Consider the following 20,773-nt stretch of genomic DNA (forward strand, 5'->3'; position numbering starts at 1 on the left):
TGTAACGAAAGCGCGACGCGGTACCCTGCCGGCGGCTCAGCAGCACACTGCCCGGCCCGTCCGTGCCCAGTAAATACACGCCGTCATCCGTGACACTCGCCGCCGACGCACTGCCCGCCTGCACCAGCCGCGTGACCGCGCCGCTTTTCCGCTGAATTTCCGCCACCCGGCTCGCGCCCTGATAGTACAGCTCTCGGGTGTCAGTCTGGCCCCGCCGCTGCAACGCAAGCCGGCCACTGCCATCATAACCGTAAGTCTGTGTGCTATCCGCCTGCGTGACTGATACCAGCCGACCCAGCCCGTCATAATCCAGCATCCGATGGGCTTCATCCTCAATTAGCCGCCCGGCTTTATCATAAATGAGCACAATCGCGGCCGGATAACCCGGATGACTGTGGGTAATTTTCGTGAGCTGGCAAGGGTCAGCCGGATTAGCGTAACTGAAGCGGGCCGTATCGTGGCTACCATCTTTCAGGGTGGTGATACAGGTCAGCAGGTTACCCAGCGGGTCATAGGTAAACTGCTGACGACTCAGAGTCTGCCCATAGGCATCCCGCGGGCATTCCGTACCCGAACAACGGTAATCCGTCAGCCAGTGGCGGTCGGCATCGTAGGTATAATGCTCTTCCCGTAACCGTCCCACCTTAGGGTAATCCGTGGTACGGCTCGCCAGCTGACCGGTCAGGGTATAGGTCTGACTCAGGGTCAGCACGTCCGTCCCGCTCTCAATCCGCCGCCCGATCTCCCGGCTGAAATCATCAAACGTCAGGGTCGTCATCAACTGCTGCCCGGAGATATTGTCCCGCACCGTCCAGCGGTCTGTCCGGCCGGCCGCATCATAATGGAGGGTTACGGTCACCGCCTTATCCACCGCTTCCACCGACCGGCCCAGCGCATCAAACCGCAGCTGGTGTGAGACCCCCGCCATATCCTGATAGGCTGTCAACTGACCGGTCGGGGAGTAATGATACACCGCACTGCGCGCCGGCCCGGCACCTTTATCGTCAAACTTCATTGTTTCCTGCTGCAACCACCCCGCCGACGTATAAGTGCGTTGCAGCGTAGCCTGCCCGACGGCTTCCGCCCGGAGCATCGCCCCACTCTGGCCATCATAGGTAAACTGCTGGGTAATCCCCGGGGCTTCCACGCGGATTGGGGCATTGCCCAGCCGCGGCTCATACTGCATCGTCACTGTCTGCCCCAGCGGGTCTGTGACGGTCTCCGGCAGCGGACTGGTACCCTGATAAGTGCTCTTCACCGCCCGGCCCCCAACCGTACTGGATGTCACCCGCCCCAGACTGTCAAACTCACGCTCACCGAGTACTTTCCCGCCTGCCTCAATTTTTACCACTAAATTACCGGGACTGAACGGTGCATAGGTTTTCCGCACCATCGTGCCATCACTGTAGAGAACTGCCGAGACCCGGTTAAAGACATCATAGGTGTATTCGGTTTTCCTCCCCAGCCTATCCAGACTGGCCCGTAACCTACCGAGACCATCATAACAGTAGCTCTGCTGGCTGACCGCCTTACCGGTACTGTCATACACCGTCACTGTCAGTGGCTGGTGTCGCACATCATACACTGTCTCCGTAGTACCAAATTTCAAGCCCTTGGCTTCCGTCGTCTGCCGAGCGATGCGGGTCACTGGGTCGTAATCCTGTCGGCTACGTTTGCCTGTGGCATCCGTTACCATGCAGGCCTGCCCCCAGTCGTCATAGCCAGTCTGCTGGCTGACCGAGATAGGGGTGATTTTATCCGGCATGTTCCCGGTCGGCAGCCAGTCATGCCGGGTCTGACTTACCACCCGCCCCCAGCTGTCTCGCTTCGTCTCCGCCACTGTTTTCCAGCCCGCGTGCTCCTGTCCTTTCGGCAAAATGGCCTGCTTGTAGCTCCGCCCCTGCCCGTCAAACCAGGTTCGGTTCTGGTTGTTCAGCACATCGCGCTGGGTGTTCACCACCACCCCCGCCTGTTCAATGGTGTAGGTATATTCAATATCGCGGGCGTATGCCGTCCCGGCATTATTCAGCTGTTTAGATAGGCGGCCAAATGCATCGTATTCATACCACGCCGTACAACCCTGACGGTTTTGCTCAAACCTCACTTTACTACTGAAGCAGGAGTGGATTTGTACGCTGGAAACTGTCAGGCCATCATAATCGCTCGTCCAGTGCGCGGTCTGTTTCAGATGTTGTCTGTCCAGTTTATAGTGAAAGTCCTGTCGACAGCTCCAATGCTGCTCAGCCGCTCCTCCTCCAGACGTCTTTCCTTCGTACACGGTCAACTTAAGCTTGCCTACACGCCCGTAGTGAGGTGAATTTAGGCGACTGATATAGTCGGTCTGGTATACATGCAGCAACTGGCGCTGTTTGGATTGCCAATCCACATGGAACAGACTCTGATGTGTGCGCACTATCGCCTCCGTGGTCGGTGTTCCCGGCAGCGTGGGCAGAGATTCATAACGGTAAATGACCTCATGCCCCGGTGCATCGACATAGAGCCCATCCGGGGAAGCCGCCCCCGGTGTTACCGTTTTCGATTTGACGTAACGGACAAACCCGTAGGGATCAGCCGGACACCCATCCTCCCCTTTCGCCGGATAATATACCCACTCCGTGCGGGTACCGTCCGGGGCAATCTGCATCGTTGGGTTGCCTGCCGCATCAAATTCCGTCAGGGTCACCTCCTCCCGCTGGCCGTTACCGGAAATAAAGCGTACCGTCGCCGATTTTGGCAACTGAAACTGCGGCGGCTGTTTCGCAAACTCCTCTCCTAGTTGGGCGTAATAACACGTTTCATGCTGACGTGTGCAATTATTCTGCTGCACCGTTTCTGAAACCAGCAAATGGTAGTTATTGTAGCGCCGAGTAATCACCCGAACCTCACGACCGTTGTAGCAGCGTTCGATTGAACCGTACTGATAATCGGACAAAATCCCGTAGAGGTAATCCTGATTGCTGCTCCAGTCTCCCCCTGTTCCACTGCCGAGAAAGTTTTCCTTCGAATAAGTATAAGTGCGGACACTGGTGTCCTCCGGACCGGATGACTGGCTGTAACAGGTCACATACGGCAGGGTAGCCGCCGGGCCCTTGGCCGGAAAATGGTGGCCGTTCTGCGTATACGTCACCTCCTCCAGCAAACCGGTCGGGGCCGACACCCGGTTTAAAAACTGGCAGTGCAGGTCATAGTCCAGTGACCATATCAACGTCTGCCCAGCCGTCCGGTTTGTGATGGTACTCACCCGACCGTTATGCAGCACCAGTTCAATCTCATACGCCTCCGACATGCCCGGCCAGACGGTCAGCCAGGTTGCTACCTCCGGTGTTGTCTTGACGGTCAGCAACGCCCGGTGTTTTTTATCCAGATCGTAAATCCCCTTCAGGTGGGGCACGGCGCCGACAGTATAATCCCACTCCAGATGCAGGCTGTGCCCCAGCGGATTCATGATCTTCACCGGGACTTTCAGGTTAAACGCATTTTTTGGCCCGGAGAGGATCTCCACCTGACCGGATTTATGGATCACCTGATACGTATCCTCATCCACTTTTTTTTCAAACCGCACTACATCCTGCTTGTATTGGCGTAAAGTCACGTCCTTATCCGTTTCATCCACTTTATAGCGCTCGCCGGTGGAGAGCTGCAGTATTTTCGTGTTGCTGTCGTAGTAGGTCAGCCCGAGGGAAAAACCGATCCCAAAGCCGATATCCGCGGAATTCAGTGGGTTGTATGTCAGCGCCAGAGTCAGCTCTGGCCCCAGCTGGTTATTGCCGATAAGGTGTGCCACCGGCATCATATAATTAAACAGGCCCGTGCGCGGATCGACACGGCCTGCGGCGATGCTCTGAAAATTCGAGGCCTGAGAAAAAAAATCTGTGCTCATATTAGGTAACCTTATTTAATTTTTATATATTTAATACTCAGAATGACAATATTGTTATATTATTCCCAATAATTATAAAAAATTATAAATAGATCCCATGCTATGTGTTTAATTAAATAAATAGTTAAAATGAAGGAGTATCCCTTACCCCGCGTACGGATACTCTCACTATTATGAAAAGGTATATATCTAAAAAAAATAAAATTATCAGTGTTAACTCGATGTAATGTTGATAAGTCAATCTGAACCCCATTAATCACATATATATAACACTAGTATAAACCCAAGATATTTCCATAAATTTAAAAATAAAAAAATTAAATGAAATTCATTTTCATATTAAAAAAATAAAAGTAAACCATAATTAATTATTTTTGCTTAAAAATTAAAGTGAAAATAAAATTATCTTTATTTAAATGTTAACATCACTATTGGTCATAACTTGTAAAATTCAGCTTCCTCCAGCATTCTACTTCTTCATAATATGAACTATACTGATAATATGTTTTTTAGTTTTCAAAATACTTAGTCATAGCCTGAAATCGACTAGATAACTTTTCAAAATGATAGGAGTATTCCTTACCCCGCGTGCGGATACTCTCACTATTATGGAAAGGTATATAGATATGATATCAATACCAAACATAAATCACTCCATTTTCATAGATCTTTGAAAACTAACATTTTCACCAAAAATTAATTCTATTATGTTATAAGGCAGAAATTTTTATGTTCATATGAGGAAATAAAAATGAATTCACAACAAAAAAAAACTAACAAAGCAAATAGAATAAATAGCTTGCCAGAATTTAGTATAGAATTACTTTCTTGCCATCAAAGTGATGTCATATATGCTAATGGTAATATGCAAGTGGGTGTATTGATCAATATTCAAGCAAGCGATGAAAATCGCCATATTGTTCACCTATCTGATGACCAACTCGATAAAATAGAATTAATCAACTATGTAACCGGGAACAGATTAGACCTAGAATGGTCATACAGTTCTACTAAAAATGATTATGATAATACTTTTCCTCATCCTACTCCTGAAAATACAAAAAAGGACTCTTCACAAGATAAAAGAATAACCGTAAATAAATCAGATAATAGCTCTGAATATCAAAGAAAAATCTATTGGGTTACAACAACAAAATATGAATCCATCATGATTGCAGCACAAGTTGTGCTTGATGAAACAACATTTGCGACAAATCAGGGAAGTCACGATTCATTTGCCTGTGTTACGGGCTACCCCCGTATTATTTATCATTCTGATGATCTTGGACATCCAGATCCTATACCAGATAGCTCTGGTCAGTACGTTGTTCATATAGATAAAGAATATTCTATATCACCACCTGAACATTATGATAAAAATTATGATTGGAAACAGAACAATTATTATCTCACTTTGATAAATAAACCCGCTGCATTATCAGTAAAACATGTTGATATAGAAGGCACTTACAATGATTCTTTTTTCGACATTGCTAATTACCATGGCATTGCCCATCGTGTAGAATCTGATAATCTCTATTTTTGGTTTCTCTGGGGAACAATGAAAAAAGATAAAATGGTAGGGGATGAACACCCCACAGTAAGAAAGAAATCGCTTCCAAATGTTGAAACAACATACACATCAATTGCACAAGCTAATATCTTAACAGCAACACGTACAGATTCTGTTTGTCTCAGTAGATTATACTTTGAATCACCAGTAGAGAAATTCTGGGATGAATTTCCAAATGCCTTGGCTCATTTCAGATTTTATGACAATTACGGAAATCAATCCTATCAAATAGAGTTGATTATGGAGGATGCAAAATCTTTTCACCTACAAGATATGCAGCCGTAACTAAATGTTAATATTAAGACTCTATTACTCTATAAACTTCAAATCCTAAAAAACACAAATAAAAACCGTTCCCGAATAAGAGATAGAAATATTTCAATAAAGCAGGAGAAATAATATGATGAGATTAGATGAAAACAACGATTATCCTAGAGTAGTTGACCATTTGAGTCGTTTTAGTATTGATTTGTATTCAGGTCATCAACAAGATTATCTTTATGCCAATGGGAATATGCAAGTTGGTGTTTTTATTACAATAATGGCAGTGGATGTTCATGAAGAACAAGTTAAGTTATATGATAGTATATTAGATACTATTGAATTAATTAAATACACTGACGGTCAAAAACTACCAGAAGGATGGTCATATACTAGCATTGAAAATGATTATAGCCATACATTTCCTTTTGCTAGTGACACATTTAAAATGGAAAATTTTTTTGATTTGTCATATAGAAGGATACCGCATTATAAGTCAGATGAAAAACCACAATATTATCAAAGGAAGCTCTTTTGGGTTACAACGAATAATATTGATTCAATCAGGATATCAGCAAAAATAACACTTGATGGGAAAACTTATAAAACATTTGATCAATTGACCTTAAAAGATCATGTTGTAAACAATCCATTTACTACCCTTATTGGCTATCCTCCTATTATTTATCATGCACAAGATCTTATCCATATTATAAAAAAAGACGTCAATTCTGGTGAATATGTAGTTAAATCGATCGTCAGTGAAAAACACTATAAGTGGGCGCAAAATAATTATTATATTCTACCAAAGACAGAATTAGGCAATTTTACAATTAAGAATGTCACCGTTTCTCGTACCTACAACGATTTTTATACTAAGGAGAATAATTATCGTTGCTTCACCCATCATACAAAATCTAACGATCTCTATCTTTGGTTTATCTGGGGGCAAGAAAGAACAGTAAAAGATGCAGGGGATACTCACCCTACAAAAAAAAATATGGATTACTTTATATACGAGGCAACGCCACAAGCCACTATAGTAACCACTCCACGTACAGATGCTGTTTGTCTGAGTAGATTATATTTTCAGTCACCAATAGACGGTTTTTGGGATGATTGGTCCAATGCGAGCCCTTTATTCAGATTCACAGATATCTACGGAAATAAATCGTATCTAATAGCAATCGAGATGCAGGATTATGAAAACTTTACTATGAAAGATTGGATACCATGATTGTGTTTTGGCATGAAGTAAATATCACACAACCTGTGGCCTGAAATAAAAGCAGGTCACAGGTTTTTAATTAAGTAGAGTTTCCATGCTTCCAGTTGATTCTTTGCTGAATTTATTCAGCCGGATGTAAATCCACCCATAGCAACTGGCTATCGGCGACTAATGGCTTAATCGCTCCTTCGCGCATATCATCAGGCAACCACCATGCACCCTGCCCAAAAGCCAGCTGCACATTATTTGTACCCGTTATTTCCCAGCGCCCTTTCAGGACATAAAGCACACCGCTATGGGATGTTGGTAATTTGCGCTCATCCGTTACAAAAGAAATTTCAGAAACCCACTCAGCATTGCGGGTCATGATATTGAAACACTGAACAGAACCATCCAACAGTTCAACATTACCCGGCGTATTACCGGAAAAATGGAAAGGCGCTATTTTTTGTACCAGTTCATGTTCAAGAAACCCGGGACTGGTTAAACGAAGCCCTTTACCTTTTAACAATACAATTGAACGATCAATATCCGGAAAGTGCCCCAATACTCCGTTTTTATGGATAGATGTGAAGCAGGCACGCCAGGCAAAATCATCAGTATTCGGCCAACAAACAATATCTCTTACTTCCCCGATGCCCCCAACCCATTGCTCTCTTGGTAACTCTGTATAATCGAAACACTTCATTCTCATGCTCCTATTTTTCCACTGCTTTTATATTCTATTTACACCTAAAGAGGCAATTTATGTCGAATTATAAACTTCGCAAAGAATTTTATCTGTCGCAATAGAAAAACAGTTAAAATGTGACTGATTACCCGTATTCCTTTAACAACATATGACACAAACTTCCTAATGTTTTCATCGCAGCAGCCTGAGTTTCGTTCCATGCAAACGAAGTATTCAGACGGAAAGCATGATCAAACTGAGAACTGGTAGAAAACATACTGCCGGGCGCAATACTGATATTTTTGGCCAGCGCCAGCTGATACAGCCGCTTGACATTGAAAGACGGTTCAAATTCCAGCCAGATAAAATACCCGCCCCGTGTACTGTTCACTTTGATAGAATCGGGAAAATATTCACTCACCGCCCGTAGCATCTGAATCTGTCGTAGCTCCAGTTGACGCCGTAGCCGTCGTATGTGGTTATCATAGCCTCCCTGAGACAGGTATTCAGCTATGGCCAGTTGAGTCGGAATGCTGGCTGAAACAGTACTCGTCATCTGAAGCTGCTGAATTTTCAGGGCGTGTTTTCCTGCGGCGACCCAACCGACACGATAGCCGGGCGCAAGGCATTTTGAAAATGATGAACAGTGCATGAAATTATTTTCTTTATCCCATGCCTTGACCGGCATTGGCGGATGCGGGTCAAAATAGAGTTCACCATAAACATCATCTTCAATCAGCACAATGTCATTTTCATTCAGAATGTCTACCAACCGTTGTTTGTTTTCTGTCGGCATACTGACGCACAACGGGTTCTGGAAACGGGACATCAGCCAACAGGCTTTTATCGGGTATTTTCCGGCCACCTCTTCCAGTACATCTAAATCAATTCCGGTTTTAGGGTCCGTTTTGATGGCAATGGCTTTCAGACGCAAACGTTCAATAGCTTGCAATGCCCCATAAAAAGCCGGTGATTCAATGACCACCCAGTCACCGGGTGAAGTGACTGTCTGAAGGCTGAAACTTAGCGATTCCATTGCACCTGCGGTGATCACAATTTCATCGGGAGAAACATGCATCCCCTGCGAGGCATAACGGCGGGAGATATTGCGACGCAACTGCTCATTTCCCGGAGGTAAATTCACTAACGAACTATGGGGGACAAAGCGACGAGCCACTGAGGCCAGTGTCTTGGCTAATTTAGGTTCCACCAGCAGGGAAGGATCGGGAAATGCAGAGCCGAACGGAACAATTTTAGGATCTTTACACGCCTGTAAAACATCAAAAATTGAGGCGCTGATCTCAACATTTTCGCTCAAATTCAGTCTTTTTCCCCCTTTTGCTTCTGCAAAGGGCTTTATCCGGGGAGCGACATAATAGCCTGACTGTGGACGTGCTACGATCCAGCCCTGACTTTCCAGTAACTGATAGGCCTGCAACACGGTCATCAGGCTCAACCCTGACGTCTTCGCCGATTTCCGTAAGGAGGGTAACCTATCTCCCTCCAGCCAGATATTATCTTCTATCTGTTGGCGGATTGTCACTGCCAATTGCTCGTAGCGTGTCATAGGCCGGGTCTTCCTTAAAGTGTTATAGGTCATTAACAGAGCATTGCTACTATTATACTCTAATCTATAACTTATTTGCTGACCGGCGTTGCTTGCTCAATTCTTGTCATATCTCTTTCAATAACGGGATATTACTCATTCCAATGGCGCATGTTCATTTTTCTCAGGGGATTATTTTCATTCCAGAGAACGGTTTCAGGATAACAATGACCCAAAACCCGGCACGCTGGTATTCAAGCTAAGTCGCTTCAGGAGCATATACGTTGTCGCTACAGAAGCTGAAATCACAGGTAAACCCATACGAGCTTCGATCAGGGGCACTGAGGCCAATGAAGGCATTTGTACACAGGCTGAAGCGACTATCACATCCACATTGCTGTTCAGTTTTTTTGTTATTTCCGCTGGTGCCAGCGGATCCTGACGTCCGACCGCCAGATTATCCGCAATTTCCAGCGAGATACTGTCAATAACTTCAATTCCCTCACTCTCGATGTAATCGATAACCAACTGGGTTAACGGTTTCATATAAGGTGTCAGTATTGAGATCCGTTTTGCCCCTAATGCGTGAAGTCCATCCACCAATGCACCGGCGCTTGTGATCACCGGAGCCGGATATCCGTTTTCTGATGTCCTCAAATGCAGGCGTTTTTCAGAAACACGATGATATCCTTTACCCATGCTCATGATTGCCACCAGACAGGCATATCCTAGCACATCCACTGAAGCATCTGACAGTTCCAATGCGCAACGATCACTGTCTGCATCCATTGCCGCCAGTTCATCTTTGCTGACTGTTTTCATTCTCATACGACTGGAATGGAAGGTAAAACGCTCAGGAGCAATCATTTCACGGGCACGCAAAATAGCTGGGATCTCCGTTTCCATGGTGGTATTTGAAGAGGGGACAATCAGCCCTACCCGAAAACGACGCTGCCCACTCATGAAATATCCTCCCGTATAGCATTAACTCCATCCACAGCAGGATTCAAGTCCGTCTGTTCCGGTTCATCAGTAAATCTGACTGCATTCATAGCACGGCGGCTGACGGCCAGATCGAAAATATCAAAACGGTTGTAATGCCCGGTGATATCGTGCATCTGGCGGGGCTGAATGCAGCGGTTTAAGTCAATTTCCGCATAAACAATCCCGCCTTTATCAATCAGAGGCGTGCCAATCACACGCCCATCCGGCCCGATAATTCCTGTAAATGCGCTGTTACGACGTGCCAACTGATGCTTGGCTTCAGGATGGTTGGCAGCCATCGCCTGCACAATTTCCGGCGAGATGGTGGAACAGGAAACAATAGTAAACACTTTGCCTTCAAAGCAGTGCGCTGCGGCGCGTAAACGGATAGCTTCTGCCATATCATAATCCGGCGGGGCGACAGGCAGAGAAATATAACTGGCGACATGTACCAGCTCCCCCTGCGATAGCAACGTAAAACGCGCCAGTGGATTGGTATTCTCGCCACAGGCCAGCACGCCCAATGGGCCAACGCTGGTGTTATGTACGGTTAATGAAGAAGCGTCACCGTTTGCCCATGTCAGTTTTTCTGCCCATGTCGGCACCAACTTACGATGTCGCCCCAAAATCTTCCCTTCGTCAGATATGGTCACCAGTGTGTTATAAATTGTCGCAACACCATTGGGATTGCGTTCATTGATGCCAACAACAACATTGATGTGATGCCGAGCCGCGGCCTGTGCCACCTTGAGGATTTCAGCGCCCGGCACTTCAATGGCCGATTTGCACAGTTTTTCAAACCACGGACTACCCTGCACAGGGTTCATGATCCAGTTCCAGTAGGGATAACCGGCAATAAAAACTTCAGGGAAAGCCACCAGACTGGCTCCGTTATTCGCCGCCTCACTAATCAGCCGGCAAACGAGATCAACCGTGGCTTCTGTATCCAGAAAGATGGGAGCAGCCTGTACCGCAGCTGCCTTGAATTTGGGAAGATTCAGCATATCAGGTCTCTGTTTAATATGAATGAGGTTTATACGGCAATGACGGGATGACGCAAATCCCCGATTTTCTCAAGATGAGCTTCAATAACATCCCCCGGCCATAACCATTCCTGCGGGTTACGCCCTGCTCCGACACCTGACGGTGTCCCCGTGGCGATAATGTCACCCGGCTCCAGCACAATGCCTTTACTGATATCAGCGATCAGGGCATCGACTTTGAATAACATATGGCGGGTATTGGAATCCTGTTTGGTAACGCCGTTAACTTTCAGGCTCAATGCAAGATCATGCGGGTCGGGGATCTCATCGGCAGTGACAATACAGGGGCCAAAAGGCGCGTAAGTATCCTGCCCCTTAGAATAAATCCACTGTCCGGCACGACGACAGTCACGGGCGCTCATATCAATAATCAGGCTATAACCGAAAACATATTTCAGGGCATCAGCTTCCGATACGCCTTTAGCCCGTGTTCCGATGATAACGGCTAATTCCACTTCCCAATCCAGTTGTTGGGTAATCTCACTGTTATGTTCGATCGCCTCTCCCGGGCCAATCACCGTGGAAGGGGGTTTGGAGAAGATAACCGGTTCTTTGGGCAGATCTTTTGCCGTATCCAGCGAACGGCTTGATTCTTCAACGTGCTCAACATAATTCAGGCCAATACCGAAAATATTTTTACGCGGGCGGGGAATAGGAGCAAGAATTTTGACATTTTCCAGTGGCCGGATGACACCAACCGGCCATAATCCGTCAAATGAATTCAGCAACGTTGCGGTGCTGGTGATGGCAAGCGGCCCCAGTTCAATAAAATCCAGCATATTGTCCGGTAATGTGCTGCCACTATGAGCCGCCAGTTTTGCCAGATCGACGACATTATTATTCACTATCGCCCCTAATCGGGCCTCCGCCGTTACCTCGGTACGATAAGTAATTAAACGCATGTTATTCTCCCGCTCGCTGATGCCCGTTATTCTCATTCAGGGCTTCTTCGTAATACAGCTGTAATGCCAGCATCACCGGCAAATCGCTGAAACAGAACAGGCAGGCATCTTCGGTTTGTGATGCATTCGCATGTTCGTGATATTTCCATGAAGGTACACAAAAGATATCCCGCTCCTGCCAATCAAACCTCTGACCATCAATAATAGAATATCCCGCTCCTTTCGCGACCTGATAGATGAAGCTGCCGGTATGCCGATGCGCCTGACCCACGAATCCGGGCCGCAGCAGTTGCATACTGGCCCCCAGAGTCGGCATAACATGCCCGCCAGTCAGAGGATTGGTGTAATACATTAATATGTCATCAAACGGCGATCCCGCTGATATGCGGGCATAGCGTTGCAGGGCTGCGTAAGTTGGTTTCCATTGGTATCTGAATAATGGGGAATAGGGTTTATCCCAGCCCACATTCTGCGGGCGCAGAGCAGGCGCTCCCCACAAGGCTACCGAGGCATCCACCGGTTCAGTCACAGCCTGACGCAGATCAGGATGCACCTTATAAAACCCGGCTTCCAGAGTATTCACCAGTGGCATATCGAGACCATCCTGCCAGATGCACGGAGAACCATCAGGCTCAACACCATGTTCATGCCAAGTGCCATTGGGCGTCAGAACAAAATCATTCGCTTCCAGCAACATCTTCTGACCATCAACAATCGTATAGGCACCACGTCCTTCCATGATGAAACGCAGGGCCGAGGAAGAATGAGCATGAGCCGAAGCTGCCTCCCCCGGTTGCATAGTCTGAAGCCCGGAATACAGTAAACCGACAGCCGGCCCTTCACCAGATTTACCGGGATTCTCCAGATAGACAACCCGACGTCCGGCTTTTTCCGGTGTGACTAATTCCGCGGATTTAAGGACATGCTCACGTAAGTCACGATAACGCCAGAGTACCGGAACAGAAGTGGACTGAGGTTGCCACGGCTCTATTTTGTTGGCGATTGTCCAGAGTGCTCCTGTGTGATATTTTGCCAGCTCTTTGTAATAGGCCAGCAGTTCAGGGCTATCGGCGACATTGGCACGTCCGAGTATATCTTCTCTGTACTGATCGTGGCTTTCTTGCTCATGCTGCTCATATTCACGCACATTTTCTTGTTGAGACATTAGGTATCTCCTACACGGATAATAGCTATCATTCATTTGAAAATCGGCCTGAGCTCTAGATAATACTCTTCTGGGCAAGCTGGCGTTCCAGCTGCTCTTTGCCGTAAAGGTACGGTTCCGGCCAATTGATATCTGTCCAGCCATATCTGGCACATTCATGCAGCAACCATGCGGCATCGGATAAAAATGGGCGCGATAAGGCACACAGATCTGCCCGACCGGAAGCGATAATGCTGTTAATCTGATCGGCATCGGTAATCGCACCCACGGCGATAACGGGCACATTGCCTTCATTACGGATACGATCAGCCATCGGCGTCTGATACATCCGACCGTAAACGGGCTGTTGTTCCGCAGAAACTTCCCCGGTTGAACAGTCCACCATATCAGCCCCCGCCTCATAGAAAGTACGGGCGATGATGACGGCTTCATCGACAGTGGTGCCCCCTTTTATCCAGTCAGTGGCAGAAATACGTACGGATATTGGCAAATCAGCCGGCCAGACACAGCGAACCGCGCGCAAAACAGCTAACGGGAAACGCAGCCGGTTTTCCAGCGAACCGCCATATTCGTCGTCACGCAGATTGGTAACAGGCGAAATAAAACTGGAAAGCAGATAACCGTGAGCTGCCTGAATTTCCAGCCAATCAAAACCGGCTGTGATAGCACGATGAGTTGCTTCAACAAATTGCGAAATGATTTCACTCATTTGTTTCTGAGTAACCGCCGTCGGCACTTGTGAAATACCCTGCAAATAAGGCAAGGATGAAGCAGAAACCAGCGGCCAGTTTCCTTCCGGCAACGGATGATTAACCTGTTCCCAGCCCCGTTGAGTAGAACCCCGCCTTCCTGAGTGCCCCAGTTGAATGCCTATTCGTGCATCCGTATTCTGGTGGATAAAATCGGTGATGCTTTTCCATCCCTGCACTTGTTGTTCATTCCACAAACCGGGGCAGGCAGGCGTCACCCTTGCCTGTGGCGAAATCGCGGTCATTTCGGCAATCACTAACCCCGCGCCTCCCAACGCTCTGCTGCCAAGATGAATCTGATGGAAGGCTCCCGGAATACCATCCACTGCCTTGTACAGCAGTGTAGGCGAAACTACGACCCGGTTTTTCAGCGTGATCCCCCGAACCTGATAAGGCGTCAGTATGGGAGGGCTCAGCGGGGAAGATTGATCAGGCTGCCGATTAAACCAATATTCATAGTTTTCCAGCCATGATTTATCCCGCAGTCTCAGATTTTCATGGGAAATACGCTGCGAACGAGTGAGTAAAGAATAGGCAAACTGCTCTGGCGGGAAATCTTCATAACGGGCCACATTTTCAAACCATTCTGTGGAATTACGCGCCGCATTCTGGATTTTCAGTACTTCCACGCTGCGTACTTTCTGATAATGAGCCAACCCTGTCGGTAAATTCCCCTTATGAATTTTCAGGCTGTTGGCGAGTTCAATCGCATCCTCCAATGCCAGTTTGGTGCCGGAACCAATAGAAAAATGCGCGGTATGGGCCGCATCCCCCATCAATACAATGGGGACATTTTTGCCTTTATTCCCTTTGGGCTTGATCCAGTGTACCCAGTGATTACAGAGAACCCGGGGAAAACGGATCCAAATTGCCGCCCCGCGTAAATGGGTCGCATTGGAGATCAAACCATGTCCATCCAGCCATTGAGCAAAGATATTTTCACAATACGCGATGCCCTCTTCCTGCGACATTTTGTCAATCCCTGCGGCCAACCATGTATCTTCTGTTGTTTCAACAATGAATGTGGATAACCCATCCTGAAACTGGTAAGCATGGGCCTGAAACCAGCCATGTTCTGTTTCAGCAAACAAAAAGGTAAAAGCATCAAATATCCGATGAGTTCCCAGCCAGACAAACCGACAATGGCGCTGTTCAATATCAGGCCAGAAGTTTTCAGCATGACGGCTGCGGATTTGGCTGTTGATCCCATCGGATGCAATCAGCAAATCAGCATGGTATTGGCGGGCTACCTCCTGCTCATCCTGAACCTGCGTCTCAAATACCAGCTCTACCCCCAATTCCTGACAGCGATCCTGAAGAATATTCAGTAATTTTTTGCGGCCAATACCAATAAAACCATGACCACCGCTGCGGTTTACGGTTCCTTTGAAGTGGATATCGATATTTTCCCAGCGACTGAATGCTGCACTAATAGATTCGGCAGATACCGGATCAGCCATACTCAGGTTTTCCAGCGTGGCATCTGAAAACACGACTCCCCAGCCAAAAGTATCATAGGGGCGGTTGCGCTCAATCACGACAACGCGGTTATCAGGATTTTGTAACTTCATCAGCAAACCGAAATATAAACCCGCAGGCCCACCGCCAATACACACGATGTTCATATTTTTTTTGTTCATGCTGGTTCTCCTGTCACACCTCTTATGGGTACGGGTTAAGGCATGGTTATTGGATAAATAATTGATTAGATAATTAATGGCTGGTTAATTAGTGGATAATAAAATTCATCGGGTATTGGTATTGCCTGATGCGTATCCAGTGAGGTCGTGACATAAGTCTGGATTGCACTCATTCTTAATTCGCCTTCCTGACTAAAACAGCGCTGGTGCAGCTTAAGTGATTTTTTACCAATCTCTTCAACATTCAGCTCCAGCCAGACTTTATCGCCCATTCTGCTAATCGCCTTAAACTCCGCCTCCAAATGTACTGTTGGCAAGCCGAAGCGATGCTTAACAATGTACGCAGCATATCCTTCTGGTGTCAGCTCATCGAACCAATCCTCCAGCAGGTTATTGAACATGACAAAATATTGGGGATAAAAAACAATTCCCGCCGGATCACATTCAGAAAAGCGAATTTTATGAGGCTGTACAAATCTATGCAGGTTCATGACTGACTCCTCCTTCGTTTTTTAGGATGCTAGTTTCAAGATACTGCTGATATTCATGTAACTGCCGTCCATCCTCATCAGCCAGTGCGGCTTCACGTAATTGGCTCAGGCTGTGTGCCGACAGCTTTTTCCGATGACAATCGACAAAGTTCATCAAAGTCTGAAAATTTTTCCGTCCACGGGAGTGGGTATCGCCATATCCCTTCAGCAGTTGCTGACACTTCACAACTTCCACAGCCAGTATCGGGTCATGTTTTGCCGTTGCCACAATTTGTCGTAGCCAGTTGTCAATTCCTGCTGTTTCACGTTGAAAACGCAGGGTACGGCGGCGTATCCGACGTAAACCCGCCAGCATATAAAGCAGTAAATACCCCCATATTGAGCTGGTCGTGATGACGTAACCACGACTGAATAACTTTGTCAGCATCCGGTTTATAGTGTGGGGGCGGGATAACCAGCGGCCAAAACCGGCTGGTAAGGTGTCGCAGATCTCTTCTGTTCTGGGGTGCAGAAATTCATTGATTTCGACGATCTGATAACGATTCGACCGTACCTCCTGATGAACCCGTTTAAAACGGCTGGCACGGGTTTTCAGGTCAGCAACCCGGATAATGTCTTCGTAAGTCATCCAGAGTGCCAGATAACGGGCTGTTTCGTGCAATAACTGCTGGTTAATCTCTCCGACTTGATTGACCAAATGTTGCAACCGATCAAGATATAAACCGGCATATTCCGGATCTTGATAATCTATCAACCGCCTGACCGCTTTGAGCGTGATTTTATGGATACAAGGCGGTAAATTTTCCTCAATACGCAATAAAAGTGCGTTCACTTCACTGTTATTAATAGAGTTGTGATTAATGGGGCTATTATTAACGGAATCGTTATTGATAGACCGGCTATGTTTAACAAAAGTATCCTGTCTGGCATCATTTTTATGGTGATTGTCAGCAAACTGCCCACCGGAAAGGGCTGACTGTGTCCGGCTCAGGCCCAGTCCAAATGCCTGTAAACTGGGTTTTATCCCGACGCCACCCCTGATAATCGCCTGCTCAAACTGAATACTGCTGAATGGCAGAATACCTGTGCCGCAGAGTGCGCCAAACAGTACAGAACTTATTACGCTGCCACTTTTTTCCGCCATCCGTGCCATATCAAAATGGATAAAACATCGGGCTGCCTGCTGTGACTGGCGGATTAACCGACGGCTATCCACCCGTCCATCACCCATTGCCGACTTTTCTTTCATAGAGAAAGCCCGGTGCGTTGAGGCGATCAGCGTTGTACGATCCGGAGTCACAAAACCGCGCTGGACTGCCCGTCCGGCTTCCATTAATTCAGAGGCCAGTACAATATCCACATCACCGGCTGTCGGCATTAATGCCAGTACCGGAGCCGGTGCATCAGGATCGTCTGTGCCGGGGAACAGTTCAACATAATATATTGTGGCTCCCGTCCGTTGTGCGACACCGGGTACTGACGTAGCCTGAGCAAAATAGCCATGTGCTTCAGCCAGACTGACAATCCAATCAGCCAACACACCACCTCCCTCACCTCCCATTGCCAAAATGGCAATTTTGATAGGCTGGGTTTTCATTTTCATCATCAGCGAATTCATGGATGGTGATACCAACATAGTTTCTCCCTCAAGGATGACAGAGACGGTTGTTAAACCTTATTTTGTTCACGACGCCATATATCCCGACGTTGCAGGTAATGGATGACGCGTTTGCGAATACGGTACAGCAGCCGCTCCCAGCGGGAGGGATTAGTCACAATTCTGGCCCTGAAAAAAGAGGGGCATAGCACTGCCGCATGGGCGATTTCCCCGCACAACCCGCATCCCACACAACTGTTCAATACCGTTACCACCGGATCAGTACGTAACGGGTCAGGGTTTGACTTAATGGAAAGGGAAGGACAACCGGACAAGCGAATACAGGAGTGATCACCTGTGCAGGTATCAGGGTCAACGCCAAAACGTTCATGTACCATTCTCTGCCCGGCGACCAGCACGGCTTTATTTTCTTTTTTTATCCGGCGCTGTTTATTCAGCATACATTCACTTTGCGCAAGCACGACTTTCGGGCCCTGTTCTTTGGTTGTCAGTGCTTCCCGTAATGTTTTGATCATGTGTTTGAGATCATACGTACGTCTGATTGTGCGTACCCACTTCACTCCGACCCCTTTAACGGCTTTTTCGATACCATGCCCCGTACTACGACGGGTATTCAAGGCAGTTGAAGATGGAATATCCTGCCCGCCAGTGGCAGAGGTATAGCTGTTATCCACAATAATGGTCAGATTATCGCTACGGTTAAAAACACTGTTGGCAATACCGCTCGTCAAACCGTTATGCCAGAACCCGCCATCACCCATCACGGAAATAGCCCGTTTACCTGAGGCTGATGTACTCAGCGCGGAAGCACTGGCTGTACCTAATCCGTACCCCATTGTGGTATTACCCAGATTAAATGGCGGCAGAATAGCAAACAGATGACAGCCAATATCCGCACTAATATGATGCTGCCCCAACTCCCGTTCTAACAATTTCATCGCAGTAAAAATCGGACGTTCCGGGCAACCGGTACAAAAACCGGGAGGACGGGCATGAACCGCATTGTCTGATATTTCATTTCTCGCATCCGTGCCTTCTGTTTCTCCATTCGGTAAAGTCACGGATGGGATTTGCACCTGACAGGCAGCAGCAGGTACTTTGACTTCAATCCGGCCATAACGCTCCAGAAAAGCACGAATACCTGCCAACACCGTGGCTGTATCATATTCTCCCGCCATTGGCAGTAGATCCTTACCGTGTAGCCGAACCGAAATATTGCGCTGATGCAGGATACTGGCGACATTCTGTTCAACAAAATTGGGCTGCCCCTCTTCCAGTACCAGAATTGCCCGTTTACCGTGGCAAAAACGCGCAAACTCCTCATCAATTAATGGGTAAGCCACATTCATGACATACAGTGGAATAGCGCTTTCACCAAATACATCTGACAGCCCCAGTAAATTCAACGCCCGGATCACGGTGTTATAACATCCTCCCTGTAAAGCAATGCCGATATCATCCGCTCCTTCCGCAAAAAACTCATTCAACGCATGCTGCTGAATAAAGCGCACGGCGGCAGGCCAGCGTTCCTGAGTTTTCTCTTTTTCATGCAAAAAACTGGCGGGCGGCAGAACAATACGGTTGAGGTCACGGGCCGGGTTTTCCAGAGCATCTTCAATCCTGAACATCGATAACTGATTATCAGCACAGACAAACCTGCCATGCACATGACAAGCACGAATACGCATCTGTAACATAACCGGTGTATGGCTGGCTTCCGACAACTCAAACCCCATCTTCACTGCCTGTACAATCGATGGCAGATTTGGGCGTGGATCAAGTAACCAAATCTGTGATTTCATGGCAAATGCGTGGCTACGTTCCTGCATAATTGAGGAACCCTCACCATAATCTTCACCCACTATGATCAAGGCTCCCCCTAAAACACCACCAGATGCCAGATTTGCCAATGCATCAGAAGCAACATTTGTCCCGACTGTTGCCTTGAATGTCACAGCGCCACGTAATGGATAGTTAACTGAGGCAGAAAGTGTGGCAGCCGCAGTGGCTTCACTGGCACTGTTTTCAAAATGAATACCATATTCAGCGAGGATATCCTGCGCATCAGTCAGAACATCCATCAAATGGGAAATCGGCGCGCCCTGATAACCGGCAACATAGCTGACACCTGATTCCAACAATGCTTTTGTAACAGCGAGTATGCCTTCTCCGCTGAAAACTTCGCCCTGCTTCAACCTTAATTTTTCCACTTCCTTTATGAAGGATCGTTCTGCCATGCTCACCTCTCATTTTTCTCTTTTCATGCGACTTTTTATCGATTCCGAATTGCATTGCGGCAACAGGGAAATAACTTCCCGGTAGATAACCGTATATTGATAAAAACGGTGATTGGAGTGACTTAAGTGCAACCAATAAATAAGTTCAGGCAACTAGAAAGACGGGTATATGTATACACAATGGATTTCAAGATGCGTCGCGGCGGCAAGAGAGTGAGTCCCCGAGAGCATAGATAACTATGTGACCGGGGTGAGCGAGCGCAGCCAACAAAGAGGCAGCTTGAAAGACGAAGTGTATAGTAGGAGTATGGAGAATATGAATGAATGATCAATGCATGAACTATCATACAATTGTTATTTATGCAGTACCCGGATAGGTCATGCAAAGAATGGATATACGCTTCATCTTTCAGTTTTCAATCACAAAATACAGCCACTACTATGGCCGCCGTACTGGTGTATCAAGCCCCGCAATATTGTCCATCGGGACTGTAATGGAGAATTTGATACCATTGTTTCCCGCCTGCAAGGTGACGAATGTTCCCATCTCCGCAACCTGATCGATACTACCGCCGGTAGCCGTTGATTCAGGTGTATCGGGATGGCGATGGTAAGCCAATTCCCGAATAGTTAGCCCACGACAATCCAACACTGTGACTGTCGGAGTGTTTTTATGTAACGATATATCCATATTTGATCTTTTTTATGCCAATTACCTGATAATTGATGTGTGAATATCGCTTTGAAATTAGTCTGCCACTTCCCCCCGATTTAGGAGGAAGTGGC

General features: G+C 47.2%; 14 protein-coding genes. 2 read left to right on the forward strand and 12 right to left on the reverse strand.

The features are described 5' to 3' along the window. Window positions 1-3,880 (reverse strand): hypothetical protein (locus tag AAC855_RS15090; protein WP_340610677.1); only part of this gene is annotated, 3,880 nt, incomplete at its 3' end. Window positions 3,881-4,631: 751 nt separating this feature from the next. Between AAC855_RS15090 and AAC855_RS15095 the strand changes: the two genes are divergently transcribed. After that, window positions 4,632-5,738 carry a hypothetical protein gene (locus AAC855_RS15095; protein WP_340610678.1) on the forward strand — a complete coding sequence of 369 codons (1,107 nt, stop codon included), beginning with the start codon at window positions 4,632-4,634 and terminating at the stop codon, window positions 5,736-5,738. Window positions 5,739-5,853: 115 nt separating this feature from the next. Beyond that, window positions 5,854-6,951, forward strand: coding sequence for a hypothetical protein (locus tag AAC855_RS15100; RefSeq protein ID WP_340610679.1), 1,098 nt, complete (start codon window positions 5,854-5,856; stop codon window positions 6,949-6,951). A gap of 112 nt (window positions 6,952-7,063) precedes the next feature. On the opposite strand, the gene AAC855_RS15105 is transcribed toward AAC855_RS15100, so the two are convergent. From AAC855_RS15105 to AAC855_RS15155, 11 genes are all read right to left on the reverse strand, one after another. Further along, window positions 7,064-7,630, reverse strand: a complete 567-nt coding sequence (locus tag AAC855_RS15105; RefSeq protein ID WP_340610681.1) for a HutD/Ves family protein — start codon at window positions 7,628-7,630, stop codon at window positions 7,064-7,066. A gap of 127 nt (window positions 7,631-7,757) precedes the next feature. Further along, window positions 7,758-9,179 carry an aminotransferase-like domain-containing protein gene (locus tag AAC855_RS15110; RefSeq protein ID WP_340610682.1) on the reverse strand — a complete coding sequence of 474 codons (1,422 nt, stop codon included), beginning with the start codon at window positions 9,177-9,179 and terminating at the stop codon, window positions 7,758-7,760. A gap of 195 nt (window positions 9,180-9,374) precedes the next feature. After that, window positions 9,375-10,121: a maleate cis-trans isomerase family protein gene (locus AAC855_RS15115; RefSeq protein ID WP_340610684.1), complete on the reverse strand. Its 747-nt coding sequence runs from the start codon at window positions 10,119-10,121 to the stop codon at window positions 9,375-9,377. After that, on the reverse strand, window positions 10,118-11,146 hold the full coding sequence (locus AAC855_RS15120; protein ID WP_340610685.1) for a carbon-nitrogen hydrolase family protein: 1,029 nt from the start codon (window positions 11,144-11,146) through the stop codon (window positions 10,118-10,120). The genes AAC855_RS15115 and AAC855_RS15120 overlap by 4 nt, the downstream gene beginning before the upstream one ends. Window positions 11,147-11,175: 29 nt before the next feature. Further along, the gene (locus tag AAC855_RS15125; protein ID WP_340610686.1) at window positions 11,176-12,087 is read right to left on the reverse strand and encodes a fumarylacetoacetate hydrolase family protein; all 912 of its coding nucleotides are present in this window, start codon (window positions 12,085-12,087) and stop codon (window positions 11,176-11,178) included. 1 nt (window position 12,088) lies between these two features. Then, entirely contained in the window at window positions 12,089-13,252 is a 1,164-nt protein-coding gene (locus tag AAC855_RS15130; protein ID WP_340610687.1) for a cupin domain-containing protein, read from the reverse strand. A gap of 55 nt (window positions 13,253-13,307) precedes the next feature. Beyond that, window positions 13,308-15,641 carry a bifunctional salicylyl-CoA 5-hydroxylase/oxidoreductase gene (locus tag AAC855_RS15135; RefSeq protein ID WP_340610688.1) on the reverse strand — a complete coding sequence of 778 codons (2,334 nt, stop codon included), beginning with the start codon at window positions 15,639-15,641 and terminating at the stop codon, window positions 13,308-13,310. 65 nt (window positions 15,642-15,706) lie between these two features. Further along, complete coding sequence (locus AAC855_RS15140; protein WP_340610689.1) at window positions 15,707-16,132, reverse strand: acyl-CoA thioesterase; 426 nt, start codon at window positions 16,130-16,132, stop codon at window positions 15,707-15,709. Continuing rightward, entirely contained in the window at window positions 16,119-17,768 is a 1,650-nt protein-coding gene (locus tag AAC855_RS15145) for an indolepyruvate oxidoreductase subunit beta family protein (RefSeq protein ID WP_340610690.1), read from the reverse strand. Before AAC855_RS15145 ends, AAC855_RS15140 begins: the two co-directional genes overlap by 14 nt. Window positions 17,769-17,800: 32 nt before the next feature. Next, complete coding sequence (locus tag AAC855_RS15150; protein ID WP_340610691.1) at window positions 17,801-19,987, reverse strand: thiamine pyrophosphate-dependent enzyme; 2,187 nt, start codon at window positions 19,985-19,987, stop codon at window positions 17,801-17,803. Between the two features lie 439 nt (window positions 19,988-20,426). Next, a complete protein-coding gene (locus AAC855_RS15155; RefSeq protein WP_340610693.1) occupies window positions 20,427-20,678 on the reverse strand; it encodes a hypothetical protein in 252 nt (83 codons plus the stop codon). Window positions 20,679-20,773 lie beyond the last annotated feature (95 nt).

The sequence above is a fragment of the Xenorhabdus bharatensis genome (assembly GCF_037996705.1).
Lineage (GTDB): Bacteria > Pseudomonadota > Gammaproteobacteria > Enterobacterales > Enterobacteriaceae > Xenorhabdus > Xenorhabdus bharatensis.

Bases quoted from the DNA above. Each gene is read 5' to 3' on its own strand.
- AAC855_RS15095 (WP_340610678.1), top strand. From the start codon at position 4,632: ATGAATTCACAACAAAAAAAAACTAACAAAGCAAATAGAATAAATAGC.
- AAC855_RS15100 (WP_340610679.1), top strand. From the start codon at position 5,854: ATGATGAGATTAGATGAAAACAACGATTATCCTAGAGTAGTTGACCAT.
- AAC855_RS15105 (WP_340610681.1), bottom strand. From the start codon at position 7,630: ATGAAGTGTTTCGATTATACAGAGTTACCAAGAGAGCAATGGGTTGGG.
- AAC855_RS15110 (WP_340610682.1), bottom strand. From the start codon at position 9,179: ATGACACGCTACGAGCAATTGGCAGTGACAATCCGCCAACAGATAGAA.
- AAC855_RS15115 (WP_340610684.1), bottom strand. From the start codon at position 10,121: ATGAGTGGGCAGCGTCGTTTTCGGGTAGGGCTGATTGTCCCCTCTTCA.
- AAC855_RS15120 (WP_340610685.1), bottom strand. From the start codon at position 11,146: ATGCTGAATCTTCCCAAATTCAAGGCAGCTGCGGTACAGGCTGCTCCC.
- AAC855_RS15125 (WP_340610686.1), bottom strand. From the start codon at position 12,087: ATGCGTTTAATTACTTATCGTACCGAGGTAACGGCGGAGGCCCGATTA.
- AAC855_RS15130 (WP_340610687.1), bottom strand. From the start codon at position 13,252: ATGTCTCAACAAGAAAATGTGCGTGAATATGAGCAGCATGAGCAAGAA.
- AAC855_RS15135 (WP_340610688.1), bottom strand. From the start codon at position 15,641: ATGAACAAAAAAAATATGAACATCGTGTGTATTGGCGGTGGGCCTGCG.
- AAC855_RS15140 (WP_340610689.1), bottom strand. From the start codon at position 16,132: ATGAACCTGCATAGATTTGTACAGCCTCATAAAATTCGCTTTTCTGAA.
- AAC855_RS15145 (WP_340610690.1), bottom strand. From the start codon at position 17,768: ATGTTGGTATCACCATCCATGAATTCGCTGATGATGAAAATGAAAACC.
- AAC855_RS15150 (WP_340610691.1), bottom strand. From the start codon at position 19,987: ATGGCAGAACGATCCTTCATAAAGGAAGTGGAAAAATTAAGGTTGAAG.
- AAC855_RS15155 (WP_340610693.1), bottom strand. From the start codon at position 20,678: ATGGATATATCGTTACATAAAAACACTCCGACAGTCACAGTGTTGGAT.